Source organism: Aquirufa sp. ROCK2-A2 (assembly GCF_054558485.1).
On record NZ_JBPXKA010000002.1, the window covers coordinates 428,290 to 445,259 of the forward strand.

Sequence of the window (16,970 nt, forward strand, 5' to 3'; positions counted from 1 at the left end):
ATGATTTTTTTCTCTCTTTTCCCATTTTCTCTCTTCTATCCTCTTCCCATTTTCTTTCAATTCAAATTCGGATCCTCGGGGTAAGTGGCTAAAACGCGATAATTCCCTCCTTTGTCCATCAATATTTTTCTCCATAATTGATCACAAGGTTCGTCAAAAACATATTCCGATTTCGCTGGCTCTAGATACCATGCATTCGACTTAATTTCTCTTTCCAATTGCCCGGCACCCCAACCCGAATAACCAATAAAAAATTTAATATCCGAAAATGTAATCGTTTCATTCACCACCGACTCAATTGCTTTTTCAAAATCGCCAGACCAAAAAATATTAGGAGCAATTTCCAAACCACCTGGAATTAAATCTGGCCTACGATGCAAAAATTGTAAGATGCTTGTATCAACAGGTCCACCGGCAAACAAAGGAATATTATCAAATACTTTTTCATCCATCACCGTTTCAAAAACATTATCTTGTTCATGATTAATGATGATTCCAAAGGAATGCGAATTAGAATGTTCACATAAAAGGATCACCGAACGACGAAAAGAAGCATCCTCCAAATAGGGCTCAGAGAGCAAAAGCATCCCAGGTTTCAAATCCTCAGCATAGTAATTCTTTGGCATAAAAAAGAAATTTGTAAGTTTGAGGCGAAATTAACAAAACATGTCCAACATCACCTATTTATCTTTGGGAGGCAATCTAGGAAATACGATTGAAATTTTTCAAAATTCGATTGAAATCCTATCAAAAAAAGTAGGTAAAATCACCCAACTTTCTTCTCTGTATCAAACCGCTGCTTGGGGACCAATCCCTCAAAATGATTTCATTAATCAAGTCATTGAGGTTGAAACTACTTTAAGCGCGCAGGATTTAATGAGCCAATTATTGGAAATCGAGTTGCAATTGGGTCGAGTAAGAACAGAAAGATGGGGCCCTAGAACTTTGGATTTGGATATTTTATTTTTTGATGATCAAATCATTTCAGCTGAAAATCTGGAAATTCCGCATCCTAGATTAGTAGATAGAAAATTTGTTTTGATTCCCATGGCAGAGATTAATCCCGGATTCATTCATCCAAAATTACACAAAACGATGAAAACGCTTTTGTTGGAATGCAATGATGATGGTGATTGCCGTATTGTTTAGGAGAGAAACTGGAAGAGAAAAGATAGACAACAATTACCTTTTACCCATTAATGCGAATCAAGGGTTGAAATTTCTAATTATTAATCTCTTTATTACCGCTTTTGGCTTCGTCGCAGCTCAACCAACGCTATTTCTTTTTTTTCAAGCTCATCAATGAACTTTTGGTTAATCCCAACGAAAGATTTGAACGTAGCGGTAGGCGGAACTTTGACAATGCGCAAGGGCGATGTGCGTCAGGGTCAAAGAAAATAGCCGAGAGCGAAGTGAAAATCGGTCAGCTTGCTGATTCGTCTTGGATTAACTTGCGCCTAATAAGTTTTTTTGTTTCTTTTTTTTCAAAAAAAGAAATACCATGAAAAAAGAATTAGCCATTAAATGGCATTTTTAGGTAATTGGTATTAGGTAATAGGTATTAGGTAATAGGTATCCGTGTCTTTGTGTTAAACAAGGGATTTATTTTTAACACAAAAGACACAAAGATTATTCAAACCGACTAACAAGAATTTTTTATTTGTTCAAATAGGATTTCAACCCTTAATTCGGATGATTTCCTTTTACCTATTACCTTTTACCTATTACCTATTACCTAATTTCCTTCAATTACTTTGATTCGGGAATTTCCAACTTTGCTCGATGATTTTTTTGTAATAATTCTCATACATCGGAAGAATTTTTACCAAATCAAATTGTTTGGCACGCTCCAATGCATTTGCTTTCATCTTCGTCAACAATGCCTCATCCGTCAATAGTTGAATTGTATTTTTGGCCATGTCGTTGATGTCACCAATTTTACTCACAAAACCTGTTTCGCCATGAATATTTACCTCTGTAATTCCACCGGCATCGGAAGAAATGACAGGCACTTCACAAGCCATGGCTTCTAAAGCAGCTAAACCAAAACTTTCCTTTTCGGATGTTAAGAAAAACACATCCGCCAAAGACAATGCTTCTTCAATGGTATCCAATTTCCCTAAGAATCGCACATCGGCTTGAACATGTAAATCGCGACAAAGGGCTTCAATAACCGACCTTTCAGGCCCATCTCCTACCAACAATAATTTACATGGAACCTTTTTTTGAACCTTTGCAAAAACATGAATAATATCCTCTATCCGCTTTACTTTCCGGAAATTGGAGGTATGCATCAATAATTTTTCTCCCTGCGGACAAATGGCTAATTTAAAATGTTCCTTGGCTTGTTTTTTGAAACGATTCAAATCAATAAAATTCGGAATAACCTCAATATGACTAAGAATTTCAAACTCGGAATAAGTATCATTTCTTAAACTTTCCGAAACGGCGGTTACACCATCCGATTCATTGATGGAAAAAGTAACCACAGGCTCAAAAGAAGGATCACGCCCTACCAAGGTAATATCTGTCCCGTGCAAGGTAGTAATAACAGGTACGTTTATTCCTTTGGATTTCAATATTTGTTTAGCCAAATAGGCTGCAGAGGCATGAGGAACGGCATAATGCACATGCAATAAATCCAATTTTTCATTGATGGTCACATCGACCATTTTACTTGCCAAAGCAGATTCGTAAGGAAGGTATTGAAACAATGGATAAGATGCTACACTTACTTCGTGGTAAAAAATATTCTCGCTGAAAAAATCCAAGCGAGGTGGCTGGGTATAGGTAATAAAATGAACTTCATGTCCAACCGCCGCTAAAGCCTTTCCTAATTCTGTGGCAACAACACCACTTCCTCCGTACGTTGGATAACAAATTATGCCTATTTTCATGAAATTTGGTAAGAAAAAAACAAAACTAAAATTTAGTCTAAAAGGTTCCGGTATTTAGCCCTAAATTTGTAAAAAAATACAAAGCAAATTTGAAAAATCTGGTCATCTTCGCCTCTGGTTCAGGCTCCAATGCTGAAAAAATCATCGAACACTTTGCACCTTTGAACATAGCAAAGATAAGTCAAATTTATTGTAACAATGCAGGAGCGGGAGTAATCCAACGTGCCAAACGATTAGGTATCCCGTGCAGGGTATTCAATCGAGACGAATTCAGGAATGGAACGATCTTAAAAGAAATACAAGATTTATCCACAGATTTAATTGTTTTGGCTGGATTTTTATGGTTAATACCTAAAGAATTTACGGAAGCATTTCCTCAGAGGATGATCAATTTACATCCTGCCTTATTACCCAAATTTGGGGGCAAAGGTATGTACGGCCATTTTGTACATGAAGCGGTTGTTGCCAATCAAGAAAAAGAATCAGGAATTACCATCCATTATGTGAACGAGCACTATGATGAAGGGGCCATTATCTTTCAAAGTAGTTTTGAAGTTTTGCCCAATGATACTGCTGAGGACGTAGCCCAAAAAGGCCAAATTTTAGAACATCGTGATTTTCCGATGGTCATTGAGAGAATAATTCAGAAAATTTAAATCTTTTTTAGGCTTTGTTGCATAATCACAAGTACCGTTAAATAAATAATCCAAATATTTGCGAAATATTTTAGAAAAAGTTGCAAAAACACAAGTTTAGGTTTTCGAAAAAGTAAAATATTTGTGTCAAGGTTTTAAGAGTTATTAAGATACCTAACCACAAAATTTTAAATATATCGTCGTATTCTTTCGATTTGAATCATCCGCCCAACATTCATACATTGATTTTTTCAGCACTGTCTGTTCCTACAAATTGTAATTAAATGAATCAAAAAAAAATGGGCAAAAATTATTTCCTAATAATTAATGTGATTTTGGCAATTTCGGTCTTTGATCGACATTATGATGACATACTTCGTTTTATCAACTCCCTAATTGAATTCTTCCATTTTTAACCAACCTATTCAAATGAAAAAACTATTACTAACATCGGCTTTATTGCTATTCGGTTTAAATTCCTTCGCAAACAAAACTAGCAATATCCAAAATTTGCAAGTTGAAACCTTTAATGATAAAATTGAACTCAAATTCGACATGGGCGAATTAAACAATTTATCGAAGAATCAAATCAAAAAACTTGTTAAAAATTTTATTGAAGAAAGATTAATAGATTTTAAGGATGAATCATCCCCTTCTGTTTCAGTAACTTTTACCGGATTTGTGAAAAATAATAATGAAAAATTTACTATTAGTTTAGTAATATTAGGCACCTACCAGGAGATAAAAAAAGAAAGTGCTGTCATAGCAAAGCAAATCTTGTTTCAGATGAAAAATGATTTCGAATAACATGTATGGGGGATGGATAAACATTAATACGACATGAAAAAAGATAAACCTTACTTACAAAAAATCATGGACTTCATTTCGTACACCTAAGCTCACAACTCATTCTTCAAAAACCTTCCTGTATGACTTTCCTTGATTTTCGCGATGGCTTCTGGAGTTCCGGAACCCAGTAAAGTACCCCCGGCATTTCCGCCCTCTGGCCCCATATCGATCACATAATCAGACACTTTAATAACATCCAAATTATGTTCAATGATCAAAACTGTATTTCCTTTATCCACCAATTTTTGCAAAACATCCAATAACAATTTAACATCCTGAAAATGTAGGCCTGTCGTGGGTTCATCCAAGACATACAAGGTATTACCCGTATCTTTTTTGGACAATTCCTCCGCTAATTTTACGCGTTGCGCTTCCCCGCCCGACAAGGTTGTCGCATGTTGGCCCAATGTTATATAACCCAATCCCACTTCCGACAAGGTCTTTACCCTTCGATAAATTCTTGGTTGATGCTCAAAAAACGCTAAAGCCTGTTCCACGGTCATATCCAACACATCGGAGATGGATTTTCCTTTAAAACGAACTTCCAATGTTTCGCGATTGAATCGTTTTCCTTTACAAGTTTCACATTCCACCAAAACATCCGGCAAAAACTCCATTTCAATCTTTTTCATTCCCGCACCTTCACAAGTCTCGCATCTTCCCCCCTTCACGTTGAAACTAAAACGGCCTGCCTTATAACCCCGTATCTTTGATTCTGGTAGTTCACAATACAAAGTTCTAATGTCACTGTACATGTTCGTATAAGTGGCAGGATTAGAACGTGGAGTTCGTCCAATGGGCGATTGATCCACTTCAATAATTTTATCAATAAATTCTAAGCCTTCAATCGATTTGAAAGGCATTGGATCTCTTTTTGTTCGATCAAAATGTTGCTTTAACTTCAACACCAAAGTATCATGGATCAAACTTGATTTACCAGAACCTGACACACCCGTGACAGAAATCAATTGCCCCAAAGGAATTTTAACAGTGACATTCTTTAAATTATTCCCCTTCGCTCCTATCAATTTTATCTCTTTCCCATTGCCCGCTCTCCGCTTTTCGGGAATGGATATCTCCCATTTTCCATTCAAATAATTGGCTGTAGGAGTTTCTAATTTCAAAAACTCAGAAGGTGCACCTTGACCAATGATATGCCCCCCATGACGGCCAGCTCCCGGTCCAATATCCAAGATAAAATCAGACTCCAACATCATGTCTTTGTCGTGCTCTACCACCAACACAGAATTACCCAAATCCCGCAAATCTTTCAATGCTTGAATGAGTTTTTCATTATCTCTTTGATGTAAACCAATACTTGGTTCATCCATGATGTAAAGTACCCCAACCAATTGGGTTCCAATTTGAGTCGCCAAACGAATACGTTGAGATTCACCACCCGAAAGGGTCTTCATAGGGCGGTCCAAAGTCAAATAGCTTAAACCTATTTGTGTCAAAAATCCAATCCTCTTACGAATTTCTTTTAACACTTCATGGGCAATTTGATTTTGACGATCGGATATTCTTTCTTCCAAATGGGAAAACCAAGATTCTAAATCTGAAATATCCATTTGGGCTAATTCGCCAATGTGCTTACCGTCAATTTTAAAATTTAAGGACTCCTTTTTCAGGCGAAAACCCTGGCAATCAGGACAAGTTTTAATAACCAAAAAATCCCTCAACCAATCTTGGGTTTTTTCCGAACCATTTTCTTGTTGCTTTTTCAAAAAATGGATAATTCCTTCGTATTTGGTGGTCCATTCAGTTCCAATGTATTTTTTGGAAGGAACTGGCACGACTTCATCAGTACCGTACAACATGAGTTCAACGGCCTCCGCTGGAAATTTCTCAATGGGTGTGGAAAGACCTACTTTGAAAGGCTTTAATAAAACCTCCAATTGCTTAAAAATCCACAACTCACGGTACTCGCCAATAGGTGCGATGGCACCGCGGATAATACTTAATTTACGATCTGGAATAACCGATTCTTGCGTAATTTCTTCAACAACTCCCAAACCGTTGCAACAAGGGCAAGCACCATAGGGACTATTGAAAGAAAAGGAATTAGGAGCAGGTTCATCGTAAGATAAACCCGTTTCAGGATCCATCAAGGTTTGGGAAAAATAATGCAATTTTTGCTTTTCATCCAAAACATAAACTTGACCCTTGCCTAGATTCATAGCAGTTTGTAAACTCTGAGAAATTCGCAAGCGATCTTCCTCATTGACAATCAAACGGTCAATAACTATTTCAATATCATGGACTTTGAAACGGTCCACCTGCATTTTAGCTTCTAAATCAACAATTTCTCCATCAATACGAACTTTGGTAAATCCCCATTTGGCAATTTGTACAAAAAGTTCTCGATAATGCCCTTTACGGCCTTTGACCAATGGAGCTAAAAGGACCACTTTGCCTTGATGAAATTGTTGCAATAATGTGGCGATAATTTGATCCACCGACTGCTTTACCATTTTTTGACCACTCAAATAACTAAAGGCTTCTGATCCTCGTGCATAAAGCAGACGCAAGAAATCATAGATTTCCGTGGTGGTTCCAACGGTTGATCGAGGATTTTTGGAAGTTGTTTTTTGTTCAATGGAAATAACAGGAGATAGTCCTTCAATTTTGTCTACATCTGGGCGTTCCATATTTCCCAAAAAGCTTCTGGCATAGGCGGAGAAACTTTCCATGTATCTACGTTGTCCTTCGGCATAAATGGTATCAAAAGCCAGACTCGATTTTCCAGAGCCTGAAATACCCGTAACCACAACTAATTGATTCCTAGGAATTTTAACATCAATGTTTTTCAGATTATGCTCTCTTGCACCAAAAACCTCAATATGTGAAAACCCTGTTAAGTCCTTCGTTTCTTGCATGTATGGAATCAAAATTAATCGTCAAAGGTACAAAAAAAGAGGCTGCCCTTGGGAGGCAGCCTCAATAAAATATTGGAAATTATTATTTATTCAATAATTCGTCAAATGTTAAGCTAACATAGTAGATACTACCAACAATTGGGTTAGCCCAGCTTGTTGTGTAAGGAGTACCAAATAAATTGGTTCCACCGACTTTCAAGATAGATTTCATACCTGACAATTTTTTGCTTATTTGAGCATCAACTGTTTGGTAAGCAGGAATTAAACTTTGTTGCGCTAAGCTAACTGCTTGAGAAACTACGCTTGAATTCCAAACAAATTGATCTTGATATCTCCAAGTTACGTTCACTCCCCAGCCAGAAGCTGCAATGTTACGATTTCCCAAAGAAACGTTGGTACGGTATGCAGGAGTGTTAAATCCAATTTGAGCATCTGTAGCGCCACCGTTGTCTTTAACCGCATTGTAAGAAACATTTGAACCTAAAGTCCAATTAGCTCCCAATTGGTAATCCAATCCTAAAGCCCAACCATTTGTAATAACAGTATTATCTATGTTTGATGGGAATGAGAATACTTTATTAAATGGACCTTCCTTATGTTGATCAGGAGTTTGAACAACAACTCTTCCTCCTGAGAAATTGGTGTAGTTCGACTGATACCAATAGAAATCAGCTAATAAACGATCTCCTAAGAATCCTTTGTAACCAAATTCATAAGTTTGAACTTGCTCAGGCTTCCAAGTTTTTGCTTGGTATAATTCTGGCTTACCAGCTGCTAAAGATTCTCTTGTATAAGAGTTACCTGATAATTTATAACGATTTTGAACCGCATCTAAACCACCCAAAAGACGAGCTGTTGGCGTATTCAAATCAATGTATTGATCTTGAGTTGTTGGGATACGGAAACCTGTTTGGTACGAAGCTCTGAAGTTCGAACGTCCTTCAGTGTAAACTCCAGAGAAACGTGGACTAAATACACCATCAAAGTTTTCATTCTTATCAAAACGAATAGAACCAGTTAATTTTAACTTATCACTTAATACTTTCTTACCTAATTGAGTATAAGCACCATATTCATTGATGCTAAATTCTTTACCTGCGTTGTCTAAAGCAAACAAAGAGCCTTCAGAATTCAAGGCATATTGACGATAATTAGCACCAACAATCAATTCTAATTTGTTGTTAAATTTCTCAGTCAAGTTGTACATACCTTCCAAATGATATAAAGCAGTTTTATCCGTAAATTTAGCTCCTTTTGGAATAGCAGATTGCTTAACTTGTTCTACCGCTGAATTAAATGCAGCTGTCCCAGGCGTAAGTACACCCGGAAAATCAATGCCTCCAATTTTAGATGGCGAATTCGCAATTTGTCGAGCTGTTCCAAAATAATAAGGATAAGAAGCTGCATTTGTTGCAGTTGCATTAGTTAATGCGGAGGTCGGATTTTGACCTTTCATTAGGTTAGTTTGAAATTCTGTGGCAAACTTTGTAAATGAAAGTCCGGCAAAGGTTTGAAAAAATGAGGGATACCATCCAGCACTAGAACCATCAGGTAATTTAACTGAGCTTGGTTTCGCATATTCATTAATAATCGCTCCAAGAGTACCAATTGAATAAGCATCACCTGAATTTTCTTGAGTGGTATAACCTCGTAAGAAGAAATTAGCCCCTTTTAATTCGGCCTTGTATTGACCCATGCTAAAGTTTTTGATGGCATAACGATCAATTCCTGTGTAAACAGTAGTACCTTGACCATAAGAACCTTGTAAAATCAACTCAACTTTATCATTGAATCGGTAATGCAAAGCCGCATTGAATTTAATGTTACGATTAGCATAAGAAGCTAAATCAACTTCTTTGTATCCTTCTCGTGATATTGTCATATTAGGGATAAAACTTCCAAAAATCTCGTTGGCAGTTTTTCCTGTAAGTGCTGAAATCAATTTAACATTTGAAGTAATTGGACTGCTTGGATCTCCTAATATAGGTAATAAAGAAGAATATAAATTAGCATTTGTTTCATCTCCATAAACATTCACCCCATTGTAGGCTAAGTTGGATACTCTATCACCGGCACCTAACGAAGTACCATTCAATAAACTTTGATCACGGTAATCTGTTGCTTGCCAATCATCAGCAGTCAACATATTGAAATTCACTTTGTAAGCCCATTTGTTATTGATGGCTTTGGCATAACGCAATGAAATATCTCCGTATGGAGTCATGGCAGTTGTACGATTTCCAGCATACATCGCACCAGCTTTCACTTGAGCACTTAAGCCTTGATACAAGAATGGGCTTTTTGAATTCATTAATAAAATACCATTCATGGCATTTGGACCATAAAGAGCAGAAGCTGCACCTGGCAACAATTCTAAACCTTCTAAGTCTAATTCCGAAATACCTACGATATTACCAACTGAAAAGTTTAAACCTGGAGCTTGGTTGTCCATACCGTCAATCATCTGAACTACACGAACGTTACCATTACCGTTAAAACCACGCATACTTACTGATGAAAAGGACACGGATTGTGTACTCATTTCTACACCTTTGATATTTTTCAAAGCATCATAGAAAGAAGCTGAAGGAGTTTCACGGATTCCTCTGATGTCTAATTTTTCAATAGAAACAGGAGATTGCAAAACACTTTCTTCAATACGACTAGCAGAAACAACAATGTCTTGACCAAGTGTTGCTTGCTCTTTTAATTTAATAGCGAAATCTGTTTTTGCACCTTTCACAACAATTTCTTGGCGTTCATAACCGACCATAGAAACAGAGATAGTAAAGGGAGCGGGAGTAGAAGTTGTTAATGAGAAACTACCATTTGCATCTGTTATGGTTCCAATAACTTTTCCTTTTACGGCGATGCTAACACCAATTAATGCTTCATTAGAAGCTGCGTCTGTCACTTTTCCACTTAATTTAGTCTGTGCAAATACAGATAAACTAAGCATCATAAAAACGACAAAACAGGGAACAATTTGAGTAAAGATTTTTTTCATAAAGATTTTTTTTAATTAGGATTTGGTTTGCCTAAATATAATCAGCGACAAATCTAAAAAATAATATTGTTTTCTTTGATAGAATTATAAAAAAAATAACAATTTTTTGAAAAATAATACACTTTGTAGAATAAGTAATTTGGATAAAAAAGGTGGTAAGTAATTCTCATCATCTAAAACCAATAATTATTAGTAGATTTGACGTAATTTTCTGAACATGAAAAAATTCTTTCCATTAAGTATTTTATTTTCTGCGCTAGTCCTTTTAAACAGTTGCTTGAATACCACACCTACTGTTTTAAAAAAGACTTGGAATGAAGTAGCAAAGCCCGCTGAAGTAGATTATGCCAATATGAAAAATTGGGCTGCTTTACCATCAGTTAAAGATGCAGCTGATTTAGTCCCTAAAAAATCGCCATACAAAGACCAACAAGCAGATGCGAAAGCGGATGTATTTTTTGTGCATCCAACGATATATACCTACGAACCCAAGAATGAATACATTTGGAATGCATCGGTAGAAGATGAATACCTTAACAAGATAACGGATAGTTCTACCATATTAAACCAAGCATCTGTTTTTAATGGATCTTGTAAAATTTACGCCCCTAGATATCGTCAGGCGCATTATTATGCCTTTGTCACTCCTAACAAAAACGATAAAGAGGCCGCTTTGGATTTTGCCTATCAAGACGTCAAAAAAGCCTTTGAATATTATTTGAAGCATTTCAATCAAGGAAGACCCATCGTCATCGCTGGGCATAGTCAAGGAACCATTCACGCTACTCGATTATTGAAAGAATATTTTGATGGAAAAGCTCTTCAAAAACAATTAGTGGCAGCCTATATCATTGGTATTGCTACGGAAAAAAATACTTTTCAACAAATACCAGCTTGCGAATCTCCATCTTCTACTGGATGCTTTGTGGCATGGACTACGTTTACACAAGGTTATTTGCCACCTTGGCATCCTGGCACAAGTACCAATTTGGTTTCCACCAATCCACTTTCTTGGACCTTGGATGAGGAATTTAAACCCAAAGAATTGAATAAAGGTGGCGTATATTTTGGATTTAAGTATGCCAAAAACATGGCAGATGCTCAAAACCATTTGGGTGTACTTTGGACAAACATCCCTTATGTAAAAGGAAGAATGTTCGTCAAAATAAAAAATTGGCACAAAGCGGATTATAATTTATACTATTCGTCCATCAGAGAAAACGTGGGAAATAGAATTAATCAATTCCTATCGAATAAATAAGTATGAAAAATCAATATTTAATCATCATGGCTGGTGGGATTGGCACAAGATTTTGGCCAATAAGTCGGAGTAGTCAGCCCAAACAATTTATTGATGTGTTAGGGGTAGGTAAAACCATGCTCCAACAAACAGCGGAACGATTTGAAGGAATAATACATCCAGAAAATATTTATGTAGTCACTTCGGTGGAATTTGCCCATATTGTTCAAGAACAATTGCCATTTCTTAGTCCAGATCAAATTTTGAAGGAGCCACAAAGAAGAAATACAGCACCATGTATTGCCTACGCAACCTATAAAATCGCGAAGAAAAACAAAAAAGCAAAATTCATCATTGCACCTTCCGATCATGTTATTTTGAAAGAAGAGGCCTTTAAAGACAATATCAAAAAAGCTCTTAAAGCGGCGGATGAGCCCATTTTAGCAACTTTGGGAATTTTACCTACCCGGCCAGATACAGGTTATGGCTATATTCAATATCATCCCGAAAATGTGGAGGCCCAACGGGTGAAAACCTTTACGGAAAAGCCTAATTTAGAATTGGCGCAAGCTTTTTTAGACAGTGGCGATTATGTTTGGAATGCGGGTATTTTCATCTTTAGTTTTTCAACTTTCAAAAAAGAATTAGAAAAACATCTTTCTAGAATGGCCGAACAATTCGAAGAAGGAAGTGAATTTTATTATACGGATGGAGAAGATGAATTCATCAAAAAGGTGTACGGAGTCTGCAAAAGCATTTCCATTGATACCGGTATCATGGAAAAAGCAAGAGATGTAAAAGTTATCTTATCTGATATTGGTTGGTCCGATTTGGGTACATGGAAATCGCTTTATGAAATAAGTGAAAAAAATGAACTCAATAATGTCATAGACGGAGATGTGTTATTATACGATACCAAAAATTGCATTATTAAAACACCAAAAGGAAAGTTAGTTGTAGTTCAAGGATTGCAAAACTACATCATCGCAGAAAATGATAATGTGTTAATGATTTGCCCCCAAGATCAAGAACAACAAGTAAAGCAGTTCGTAGAGGATGCAGGTAACATAGAAGAAAAATTCAGTTAATTTAGTATCAACCCATGAATCCCGTATTTTTAAAACGATTTTTAGTTGTCCTTTATGCCGCCGGATTAATTGGCATGAACATCGAATCCACACAGGCTTTATTCGTGTCTTTAGTTCCCCTAACTCTATGGCTGACTGGTTTCATTTGTGTGTATTTTTTTCCAAAAACCGATGTAAAAACTTACATTATATTGGCTGGTATTGCTGTAGCAGCATGGTTTCTGGAAGTAGTTGGGGTTCATACAGGTAAAATTTTTGGTTCGTATCATTACGGACAAACACTTGGATTTAAAATACAGAATGTGCCTTTAACCATAGGAATCAATTGGTTAATCTTGGTCATTGCAACAAATGCCGTTGTGGAAGAATGGGGAATCGGTGGGAAAATTGGTAAAGCGGCTTTAGGGGCTGGCTTAATGACGGCTTTGGATTTACTTATTGAGCCCGTTGCGATTCATTTCGACTTTTGGCATTGGCAAGGAGAACAAGTACCCATTCAAAATTTTGGTGCTTGGTGGTTGGCCTCTTTCTTTTTTCATTGGATTTATTTGTCAGAAAATCTACAATCGAAATCAAGTTTATTCCGACTAATCGCCCTATTACAGTTTATGTTTTTCCTTGGGCATTGGGCAATGAATTGAGGGCGGGAGGTGATAGGTAAAAGGTAATAGGTAATAGGTAATAGGTAATAATGCGAATTAAGAGTTGAAATTTGGAATAAACTGGAATTCCCTATTTCATTATAACAAAGCAATTTGTTGGTTCTTTTTTTTCTAAGGCATTTCTTTTTTTGAAAAAAAAGAAACAAAAAAACTTAAATTCTGCCAGTTAATCCAAGACGAATCCGCAAGCGGAGCGATTTTCACTTCGCTATCGGCTATTTTCTTTGACCCTGACGCACATGCCCATGCGCATAGTCAAAGCTCCGCCTACCGCTCCGTTCAAATCTTTCGTCGGATTAACCGCAAATTCATTTATAAGTCCTAAAAAAGAATAATTAGCATTGGCTGAGCGGAGTCGAAGCTAATATCGGAGAGAAAAGAGGAGAGAGAAAAGAGAAAAGAGAAAAGAGGAGATAGAAGAGAGAAAAGAGAAAAGAGAAAAGAGGAGATAGAAGAGAGAAAAGAGAAAAGAAAAGAGAAGAGAAAAAATCGTTTGCTGAACCTTTCGAAGCAAGGTTGCTGAGCCTTTCGAGGCATGAAAATTGGAGGAGGTTTTGGGCGATTTAAACTTTTCGAATTTAAACAATATAATTTTAAAACAATTTCCACTAACCTGGGTTTATAAAACATTAACCAGTTCTATGAATCAATATTCCATCAAAGATTTAGAAAACCTAAGCGGAATCAAGGCACACACCTTGAGAATCTGGGAGCAGCGTTATGGAATATTAAACCCTAATCGGTCAGATACGAATATTCGGACTTACTGTGACAAGGACTTGAAATTTGTATTGAACATTGCGATATTACAAGATAAGGGTGGATACAAAATATCTGAAATTTCAAAAATGGATGAGGAGCAAATCTCCCAACATATTCTTCAACTTTCAGAAAATAAGTTAGATTATCCTGATCAAATCCAAGCCTTAACCGTGGCTATGTTGGATTTAGATGAAAGTCTTTTCCGAAAATTAACCGATAATATCGTTCATAATATTGGATTTGAGAGTTATGTCTTAGAAATCATTTATCCTTTTTTAGGCAGATTAGGAACATTGTGGCTTTCAGGATCCGTTGGGCCAGCACAAGAGCATTTCATTACGCATCTGATTCGACAAAAATTAATTGCCGCCATCGATCAACAAGATTTATCCATTAAACCCAATGCTAAGAAATTCTTATTGTACTTACCTGAAGGTGAATTGCACGAGTTAGGTCTATTATTTGCCAATTATATTCTTCGAGCTAGAAAGCATTCTGTGATTTATTTGGGACAATCTTTGCCTTTTGATGAATTGATTTTTGCCGATAATATTCATCAGCCAGATTATATCTGTAGCGTATTTACCACCGAACCGAAAGCTTCTGAAATTGATGAATACCTTTCCGATCTGGCAGAAAAAATGCCTAATACGAAATTTCTATTAAGTGGGTATTTACTTAGTCAAGATGATCGTAATCTAAATCTACCTAGCAATTTAGAAGTATTAAAAAACTTCCAACAATTAATTACCATTGCTGATTCTCTTTAATAAAAGAGAATTTCATCCAATCTCAACTTTCCTGGTTTAGCCCCCAATTCAAACTTTTCCTTCTTTTCATTATTAATTAGATAATTAGGCAATGATTTAACTGTATGAGCAATTAGCTTGATTTTCGAGTAGTTACCTTGCGCCAAAGGAATATTAAACGCTTTATTAGAAAAACCTCTGCGCTCTTTTGGTACTTCTGGGCGATAAAAACCAATTTTTTTCCAACTACCTTTTGAGTCCATGCCCAAGACCACTACATCAGTGGGAGGAAAAACACCCTCATCGGTCTTTTCCAAATAAGAATAAGTGAGTCCTTTCATCGCATTGGCTTTATCAAAAATAAACTCAGCCTCAAAATCCGAACCATTGAAACCCAACCAAGTTTGATTAGGTACACCTTTGGTGTACCTTGCGCCAGATACAAAATTTTTCAAGGTGTAGGATCCTTGAGCAATATATTTAGGCTCAGGCTGAGTTAGTAAAATGATGGAATCAGGCACAAATTTCGACTTAAAAACCCTTAACTCTAAAGCTTTACTAGCCAACCAACCTGATTTGGTAGCCAATATTTTCACCTTGGTATATTGATCAATTTTAATCGGACCTCGAGTAATTAACTTCCCCAAGGAATCAGGTGTTGAATCATTTAAAGTATAATGAAAATCAACGCCTTTCAAAGTATGCTTGAATTGTAAATCCTCTCCTGGCTTTAAAATTAAATTTTCATTAACCAATATGGGTGGATTGATATATAGTTTTTCATCTTTGGGAACATAACCTTGCTCGAGCCGTATTTTGGGAAATGATTGAGTCAATTCCTGAATTTGATCAGGAGTTAATGGGGTATTCCAGATAAACAATTCTTTCAAAGAAGGCATTTTTTGTAAAAATCCAATTAATTCACTTTGTTGAATTTTGGTTCCTGCCAATGATAAAGATGACAATTGCTGACAAGCTAATAATTCGACTAATCCCTTGCTGCTAATATCTGTAAAATTCAAATTCAACTTTTCTAAATGAGTCAATTTGGCGATTTCTTTTAGTTCTGCATCTTTGATGGGCATTTTAGAAATATTCAAAGAAATTAATTGAGTTGATACCTTGGACAAATTCTCCAAGGTTTTTACATCAAATTTTTTCGCTACAAAAAACTCTGCCTCCAGCGCTGGCGATTGACTTGAAATAGACCGAACTGAACAAAATGGTGTATTTACCGCTTGAATATCCGATTCCGATGCAGCAGAGAAATCGTATTCTTCTTCTTTTATTAGCAAATTCTCTTGACTAGAGGCTGATGAACTAAGCCACTTAGAAAAATTGAATTGTTTGGGGTAATCCTGTATCTTTTTATTCACAGAAGCTCCAGATTCTACCCAGAGTTTCAAAATCATTAATTCATCGTTTGTTAATTGTGCTTTACCCTTTGGAGGCATGTGCTCTTTGGCATCTAATGGAAGTTCAATTCGTTGCGTCAAATGACTTTTTACCACATCTCCTGCAATCCATAAAGGTCCATTTTTACCACCCTTTAACATTTTTTCAACGCTGCTCATGTTTAATTGACCTTTGGTTTTTTGGTCGTTATGACATGACTCGCATTTATTCTTCAAAATGGGTCTAACCAAATCATCGAATACCTTAGATTCATTGGTGATGATTATTTGATCATTCGAATTGGGGAACAAAAAATCTTCTCCATGTGTCAAATTAGCTCCTCCATGCCCAGTGAGAATAAATAGAAACATTCCCACCAAACTCACCAAAAGCGATTTCCTAAAGCCTCTAACCCATTCCTTTTCATAAGCCAATAACACCCCAAGGTAGTAGAAATTAACTCCAACCCCTGCCCATTGATGAAAACGGATTAATGCTAAATCATATCCGGATTCCAAAGACAAAAATAGACCTAAAAGTGCTGAAAGACCCGTAAATAAGCATGTCAAATAAAGCAAGAAGCGGAAAATACGATAAAAATCAGTGTATAAAATTTGACCTTTGATCAAAAACAAAAATGTCAATAAAACACTAAATCCAATCGGTAAATGTAAAATTAGCGGATGAAACCTACCCAAAAACGGAAAGGGGACAACAATTTTAGATTGAAAAATCAATACAAAAACCAAAAGACCCTCCAAAAAGAGGATTAACCAAGTTAGTATATCAAATAATTTTGATTTCATT

General features: G+C 36.3%; 12 protein-coding genes. 7 read left to right on the forward strand and 5 right to left on the reverse strand.

Features of this window, described 5'->3' with window-relative positions; genetic code table 11:
• Window positions 1-56: 56 nt before the first annotated feature.
• On the reverse strand, window positions 57-626 hold the full coding sequence (locus tag V7S76_RS04945) for a YqgE/AlgH family protein (protein WP_459508948.1): 570 nt from the start codon (window positions 624-626) through the stop codon (window positions 57-59).
• A 40-nt stretch (window positions 627-666) separates the two neighbouring features.
• Between V7S76_RS04945 and folK the strand changes: the two genes are divergently transcribed.
• Window positions 667-1,149 (forward strand): 2-amino-4-hydroxy-6-hydroxymethyldihydropteridine diphosphokinase, encoded by a 483-nt coding sequence (folK, locus tag V7S76_RS04950; RefSeq protein WP_459508949.1) that lies wholly within the window; start codon window positions 667-669, stop codon window positions 1,147-1,149.
• Window positions 1,150-1,745: 596 nt separating this feature from the next.
• Here folK and bshA read toward each other — a convergent pair.
• Window positions 1,746-2,897 carry an N-acetyl-alpha-D-glucosaminyl L-malate synthase BshA gene (gene bshA, locus V7S76_RS04955; RefSeq protein ID WP_459508950.1) on the reverse strand — a complete coding sequence of 384 codons (1,152 nt, stop codon included), beginning with the start codon at window positions 2,895-2,897 and terminating at the stop codon, window positions 1,746-1,748.
• An 89-nt stretch (window positions 2,898-2,986) separates the two neighbouring features.
• Here bshA and purN point away from each other — a divergent pair, with 89 nt between their 5' ends.
• Entirely contained in the window at window positions 2,987-3,553 is a 567-nt protein-coding gene (purN, locus tag V7S76_RS04960) for a phosphoribosylglycinamide formyltransferase (RefSeq protein WP_459508951.1), read from the forward strand.
• 408 nt (window positions 3,554-3,961) lie between these two features.
• Window positions 3,962-4,339 carry a hypothetical protein gene (locus tag V7S76_RS04965; protein ID WP_459508952.1) on the forward strand — a complete coding sequence of 126 codons (378 nt, stop codon included), beginning with the start codon at window positions 3,962-3,964 and terminating at the stop codon, window positions 4,337-4,339.
• A 92-nt stretch (window positions 4,340-4,431) separates the two neighbouring features.
• Here the strand turns inward: V7S76_RS04965 and uvrA are convergent, their stop codons facing one another.
• The gene (uvrA, locus tag V7S76_RS04970) at window positions 4,432-7,260 is read right to left on the reverse strand and encodes an excinuclease ABC subunit UvrA (RefSeq protein ID WP_459508953.1); all 2,829 of its coding nucleotides are present in this window, start codon (window positions 7,258-7,260) and stop codon (window positions 4,432-4,434) included.
• An 82-nt stretch (window positions 7,261-7,342) separates the two neighbouring features.
• The gene (locus tag V7S76_RS04975; RefSeq protein WP_459508954.1) at window positions 7,343-10,267 is read right to left on the reverse strand and encodes a carboxypeptidase-like regulatory domain-containing protein; all 2,925 of its coding nucleotides are present in this window, start codon (window positions 10,265-10,267) and stop codon (window positions 7,343-7,345) included.
• Between the two features lie 217 nt (window positions 10,268-10,484).
• On the opposite strand from V7S76_RS04975, the gene V7S76_RS04980 reads away from it, so the two are divergent.
• The 4 genes from V7S76_RS04980 (at window position 10,485) to V7S76_RS04995 (ending at window position 14,789) form a co-directional block, all read left to right on the forward strand.
• On the forward strand, window positions 10,485-11,528 hold the full coding sequence (locus V7S76_RS04980) for a DUF3089 domain-containing protein (protein WP_459508956.1): 1,044 nt from the start codon (window positions 10,485-10,487) through the stop codon (window positions 11,526-11,528).
• Window positions 11,529-11,530: 2 nt separating this feature from the next.
• Window positions 11,531-12,595: a mannose-1-phosphate guanylyltransferase gene (locus V7S76_RS04985; protein WP_459508957.1), complete on the forward strand. Its 1,065-nt coding sequence runs from the start codon at window positions 11,531-11,533 to the stop codon at window positions 12,593-12,595.
• A 14-nt stretch (window positions 12,596-12,609) separates the two neighbouring features.
• A complete protein-coding gene (locus tag V7S76_RS04990; RefSeq protein ID WP_459508958.1) occupies window positions 12,610-13,236 on the forward strand; it encodes a carotenoid biosynthesis protein in 627 nt (208 codons plus the stop codon).
• A 662-nt stretch (window positions 13,237-13,898) separates the two neighbouring features.
• Window positions 13,899-14,789 carry a MerR family transcriptional regulator gene (locus V7S76_RS04995; protein WP_459508959.1) on the forward strand — a complete coding sequence of 297 codons (891 nt, stop codon included), beginning with the start codon at window positions 13,899-13,901 and terminating at the stop codon, window positions 14,787-14,789.
• Here V7S76_RS04995 and V7S76_RS05000 read toward each other — a convergent pair.
• Window positions 14,786-16,969 (reverse strand): c-type cytochrome domain-containing protein, encoded by a 2,184-nt coding sequence (locus V7S76_RS05000; protein WP_459508960.1) that lies wholly within the window; start codon window positions 16,967-16,969, stop codon window positions 14,786-14,788. The genes V7S76_RS04995 and V7S76_RS05000 overlap by 4 nt on opposite strands.
• Window position 16,970: the final 1 nt, after the last annotated feature.

Coding starts and splice junctions, on each gene's coding strand:
- bshA (WP_459508950.1), bottom strand. CDS start 2,897: ATGAAAATAGGCATAATTTGTTATCCAACGTACGGAGGAAGTGGTGTT.
- V7S76_RS04945 (WP_459508948.1), bottom strand. CDS start 626: ATGCCAAAGAATTACTATGCTGAGGATTTGAAACCTGGGATGCTTTTG.
- V7S76_RS04980 (WP_459508956.1), top strand. CDS start 10,485: ATGAAAAAATTCTTTCCATTAAGTATTTTATTTTCTGCGCTAGTCCTT.
- V7S76_RS04995 (WP_459508959.1), top strand. CDS start 13,899: ATGAATCAATATTCCATCAAAGATTTAGAAAACCTAAGCGGAATCAAG.
- folK (WP_459508949.1), top strand. CDS start 667: ATGTCCAACATCACCTATTTATCTTTGGGAGGCAATCTAGGAAATACG.
- V7S76_RS04990 (WP_459508958.1), top strand. CDS start 12,610: ATGAATCCCGTATTTTTAAAACGATTTTTAGTTGTCCTTTATGCCGCC.
- V7S76_RS04975 (WP_459508954.1), bottom strand. CDS start 10,267: ATGAAAAAAATCTTTACTCAAATTGTTCCCTGTTTTGTCGTTTTTATG.
- V7S76_RS05000 (WP_459508960.1), bottom strand. CDS start 16,969: ATGAAATCAAAATTATTTGATATACTAACTTGGTTAATCCTCTTTTTG.
- V7S76_RS04985 (WP_459508957.1), top strand. CDS start 11,531: ATGAAAAATCAATATTTAATCATCATGGCTGGTGGGATTGGCACAAGA.
- V7S76_RS04965 (WP_459508952.1), top strand. CDS start 3,962: ATGAAAAAACTATTACTAACATCGGCTTTATTGCTATTCGGTTTAAAT.
- uvrA (WP_459508953.1), bottom strand. CDS start 7,260: ATGCAAGAAACGAAGGACTTAACAGGGTTTTCACATATTGAGGTTTTT.